4 protein-coding genes, 1 tRNA gene and 1 pseudogene are annotated in these 3629 nt (G+C 44.9%); 3 read left to right on the top strand and 3 right to left on the bottom strand.

Annotated features, from left to right (window positions below):
- A pseudogene (locus tag PSE7429_RS22020) lies at window positions 1-270 on the top strand (IS4 family transposase); the annotation flags it as partial.
- Window positions 271-395: 125 nt separating this feature from the next.
- Here PSE7429_RS22020 and hemE read toward each other — a convergent pair.
- Window positions 396-1433, bottom strand: coding sequence for a uroporphyrinogen decarboxylase (gene hemE / locus PSE7429_RS22015; RefSeq protein WP_009629591.1), 1038 nt, complete (start codon window positions 1431-1433; stop codon window positions 396-398).
- A 356-nt stretch (window positions 1434-1789) separates the two neighbouring features.
- Between hemE and PSE7429_RS22010 the strand changes: the two genes are divergently transcribed.
- Entirely contained in the window at window positions 1790-2242 is a 453-nt protein-coding gene (locus PSE7429_RS22010; RefSeq protein WP_009629590.1) for a c-type cytochrome, read from the top strand.
- A gap of 28 nt (window positions 2243-2270) precedes the next feature.
- Here PSE7429_RS22010 and rph read toward each other — a convergent pair whose 3' ends face one another.
- A complete protein-coding gene (gene rph / locus PSE7429_RS22005; protein WP_009629589.1) occupies window positions 2271-2990 on the bottom strand; it encodes a ribonuclease PH in 720 nt (239 codons plus the stop codon).
- Window positions 2959-3090 carry a hypothetical protein gene (locus tag PSE7429_RS27655; RefSeq protein ID WP_267879031.1) on the bottom strand — a complete coding sequence of 44 codons (132 nt, stop codon included), beginning with the start codon at window positions 3088-3090 and terminating at the stop codon, window positions 2959-2961. Before PSE7429_RS27655 ends, rph begins: the two co-directional genes overlap by 32 nt.
- A gap of 235 nt (window positions 3091-3325) precedes the next feature.
- Here PSE7429_RS27655 and PSE7429_RS22000 point away from each other — a divergent pair.
- Window positions 3326-3397: transfer RNA gene (locus PSE7429_RS22000), tRNA-Lys, on the top strand.
- Window positions 3398-3629 lie beyond the last annotated feature (232 nt).

Here is a 3629-nt window from a genome sequence, read left to right as displayed (position 1 = left end):
CTTTTACAGGTTACTTATCTCCATCGCAATCAACCTGATGCTCCTGCCGTTGAGATTCTTTCTCCTCTCCAAATTCAGGTTTTAAAAGCTCGATTCCCTAAATCCCCTCCTGTTTTAACTGTTGCTTGGGCGATTGAATCGATTGCTTTCCTTGGCGGCTATCTTGAACATCGTCGTAAGTCTCCCATTGGTATTCAAGTCCTCTGGCGTGGTTGGTCTAATTTACGCGATCTTTGCCAAGGTTGGCTTCTTGCCCAAATTCATACTTAACGGGAAAAGTAAGTTTCTCAAAGCCATTTTCAAATCAAAACCCAAAAAAAGATGAATGGCGGCGCTTCGCGCCGCCATTCATCTTTTTTTGGGTTATATGCCGAGACTTCAAGAAGAAGGGATGATTAGGAACCCAGCCCTTTAACAGTTTCAAAGAAAAATCTGGCATTGTCTTCTGGTGTAGTGGAGAGAATGCCATGTCCGAGGTTCATGATATGTCCCTTGTTCCCAGCCTTGGCAACCACTTCTAAAATGCGCTCGCGGATATAACTTTGATCGGCAAACAGAACGCAGGGATCGAGGTTACCTTGGACGGGAATGTCATGTCCAATGCGATCGCGGGCATCGGCAAGATCTACTGTCCAGTCAACACTGACAATATCCACACCCGATTTTGGCATGAGGTCAAGCACTCCTGCACTGCCGCTAATATAGAGAATCAGTGGCGTGTTGGGATATTTTGCCTTAACCTTATCCACAACCATCTTTTGATAGGGAAGCGCAAAGGTTTTATAATCCGTAGGACAAAGATGCCCAGCCCAAGAATCAAACATCTGCACCACTTGAGCACCACACTCAATCTGATGGATGACATAAGTACCGATCATTTCAGCAATCTTGGTCAAAAAGCTATGGACGATCGCTGGCTCCTTATAAGCCATAGCCTTGATCGTGGAATAGTCCTTAGAACCTTTACCTTCAATGGAATACGCCGCTAATGTCCAAGGGGCTCCTACAAAACCAAGAATTGTCGCTTGATCCTTGACCTCATCTTTAATCGCGCTTAATATCTTGCGAATAAAGGGCACGGCTGTATCGGGATCGAACTCTGTCAGCGCATCAACTTGTGCTTGAGTACGAATTGGGGACTCGATAATTGGACCTCGACTTTCGACGATATCGAAGTTAATACCGATGCCTGTAAGTGGAGTGAGGATATCGGAAAACATGATCACGCCATCGGGCTGAAAAGCGCGAAACGGTTGCAAAGAAATTTCGGCGGCGAGTTCGGCAATTTCCGATCGCTCCCTAAATGTGGGATATTTATCGCGCAAATCACGATACACCTTCATGTATCTTCCTGCTTGGCGCATCATCCATACTGGTGGACGATCCAGTACTTCACCTCTTGCTGCCCTTAGCAAGCGATCGTTTCCTCCCATAATCAACTCTTTCCTTTATTTTTAAACGTTTTTATTATTTGTGCTTTTGAATTATAGAACGTCGAGTACCAGACACTAACGCTTTAACCAACCGACTAAGGCGTTATTTTGACCAGCTTATGACCGATTAATGACCGATGGATATGGACGATCGCCTCACCAAATCCTAGAATGGGGCATAGAATGGGGCATAGCAGTAGAATTAAATTTAGGCTTTATTTAATTTCTGAACGTGCCCCGATTACTTATACTTTCTTTAAGATATGTTATTAATACTTAAGCTATTAATACTTTCCGCATTCCAAACGAAGTAAAAGTTTTGGCTAAATTAATGGCTAATTAATGGCTAGGTTTCAATGGCTAGGTTTAAAACTGTGATTAATGAAGGGGTAAATTTGACAAAGGATACTGATGTAGCGACACAGATCACATCAGAGGCGACTTTGCCATCTTCTGGGGCAAGGTCACCGCAACAAACTGTAATGGCGATCGCAGTTACCGTTGTAATTGTTGTGATCGCCATCCTGCTCTGGTTAATGCGTCCACCCCTCGATCAGTATACGCAGTCAGTTCTAAATCTATCAGGAGATCCCGTACAGGGGCGTTCTATTTTTGTGATGAATTGTGTGGCATGTCACGGACAATGGGCTAATGGCAAGGTTGGCCCCGACTTGCATGGTGTATCCGATCGCAAGTCCGATGCCCGTCTGGTTCAACAGGTTGTCAGTGGGGAAACTCCGCCAATGCCACAGTTTCAGCCAAGTCCACAGGATATGGCAGATTTATTAAGTTATCTCAAGCAGCTATAAAAAAAGGACGCGCTATGCGCGTCTTTTTTTATAGCTCTTGATGCTTTAGTAGCTCATTAATGCCCTTTTCGGCGACATCTAACATTTGATTTAGCTGCGATCGCGAGAATGTATCAGATTCACCCGTGCCCTGCACCTCGATCAATTTGCCAGTACTGTCCATCACCACATTGAGATCGACACTTACCGCTACATCTTCTTGATAATTTAAGTCCAAAATTGGGGCTCCATCTAATAAACCCACAGAAACGGCGGCAACGGCGTTACGAATTGGCGATTTGGTTATTTTGCCATCAGCCATTAAGCGATCGCAGGCTGCTTTAAGGGCAACAAAGCCTCCTGTAATTCCCCCCGTACGTGTACCGCCATCGGCTTGTAACACATCAATGTCCACGGCAAAGGTGTAATTAGCGATCGCCGTCAGATCCAGAGCCGCCCTTAAACTGCGTCCGATCAACCTTTGAATCTCTTGGGTGCGCCCAGACAGCTTAGTAAACTCCCGTTGCTGTCTGGGGATCGTTGAGGCAGGAAGCATCCGATATTCCGCCGTTAACCAACCTTGGTTACTGCCTGTCAAAAACTTAGGTACACCTTCTTCGATAGAAACGGTACAGATCAATTGGGTATCGCCAAATTTCGCTAGTACCGAACCCGCAGGGGCTTTGGTAAAGGGTAATTGCAAGTGAACTGGCCGCAGTTGATTCCAATCTCGGCCATCAGGACGTTGGAGAATAGGTAAATTGCTCATGTTCGCTCTCGATCGGATCTATCCAATCATATATAGCAATGTCCAAACATGAGTAAAGCGATCGCCAAGCTTTCGGGCATTCGCTGGTTGCTTGGGACATAAAGCCCTAAAGATGAGAGGCGGCGCTTCGCGCCGCCTCTCATCTTTAGGGCTTTTAAGTTAAGAAATAAACGATTCTGAGATAAAAAACAAAGATTTTGGCTCACTTTTCTCTTAACTTTCAGGAGATTATAGTGATCGCCAATTTTTATTTGGATTTATAGAATTTTTTGTTAGGTATTTGACCAAACATTTGCTAGTATATAAATCGCCCTTAAATGGGTCAAATAACTTACGGGTGACTGGCGCAGTGGTAGCGCATCGGACTCTTAATCCGCTGGTCCTGGGTTCGAATCCCAGGTCACCCATCCAAAAATCGCATTCATGCCTAAATAAATCAACGATATATCTCAAAAGGATGATTAGCGGCATTTCGCGCACCACTCATCTTTTGGGGTTGACATTGTTGGCGATCGCTTAGGCTATTACTTTTGAGCTTTGAGAAAGGGTTTGCTACGCAAACCCTTTCTCAAAGCTCGTTTCAAATTATCCCGAACTCACGTTATCTAGCTTCGACTCCGCTCAGCTAATACCAATTCA

The sequence above is a fragment of the Pseudanabaena biceps PCC 7429 genome, from assembly GCF_000332215.1.
Classification (GTDB): Bacteria; Cyanobacteriota; Cyanobacteriia; order Pseudanabaenales; family Pseudanabaenaceae; genus Pseudanabaena; species Pseudanabaena biceps.
The sequence above is the reverse complement of the archived record's forward strand: the minus strand, read 5'-3'. Positions and strand labels throughout refer to the sequence as shown.

What these genes read in the sequence shown, in the direction of transcription:
- hemE (WP_009629591.1), bottom strand. Translation starts at nt 1,433, where the DNA reads ATGGGAGGAAACGATCGCTTGCTAAGGGCAGCAAGAGGTGAAGTACTG.
- PSE7429_RS22010 (WP_009629590.1), top strand. Translation starts at nt 1,790, where the DNA reads ATGGCTAGGTTTAAAACTGTGATTAATGAAGGGGTAAATTTGACAAAG.
- rph (WP_009629589.1), bottom strand. Translation starts at nt 2,990, where the DNA reads ATGAGCAATTTACCTATTCTCCAACGTCCTGATGGCCGAGATTGGAAT.
- PSE7429_RS27655 (WP_267879031.1), bottom strand. Translation starts at nt 3,090, where the DNA reads ATGTCCCAAGCAACCAGCGAATGCCCGAAAGCTTGGCGATCGCTTTAC.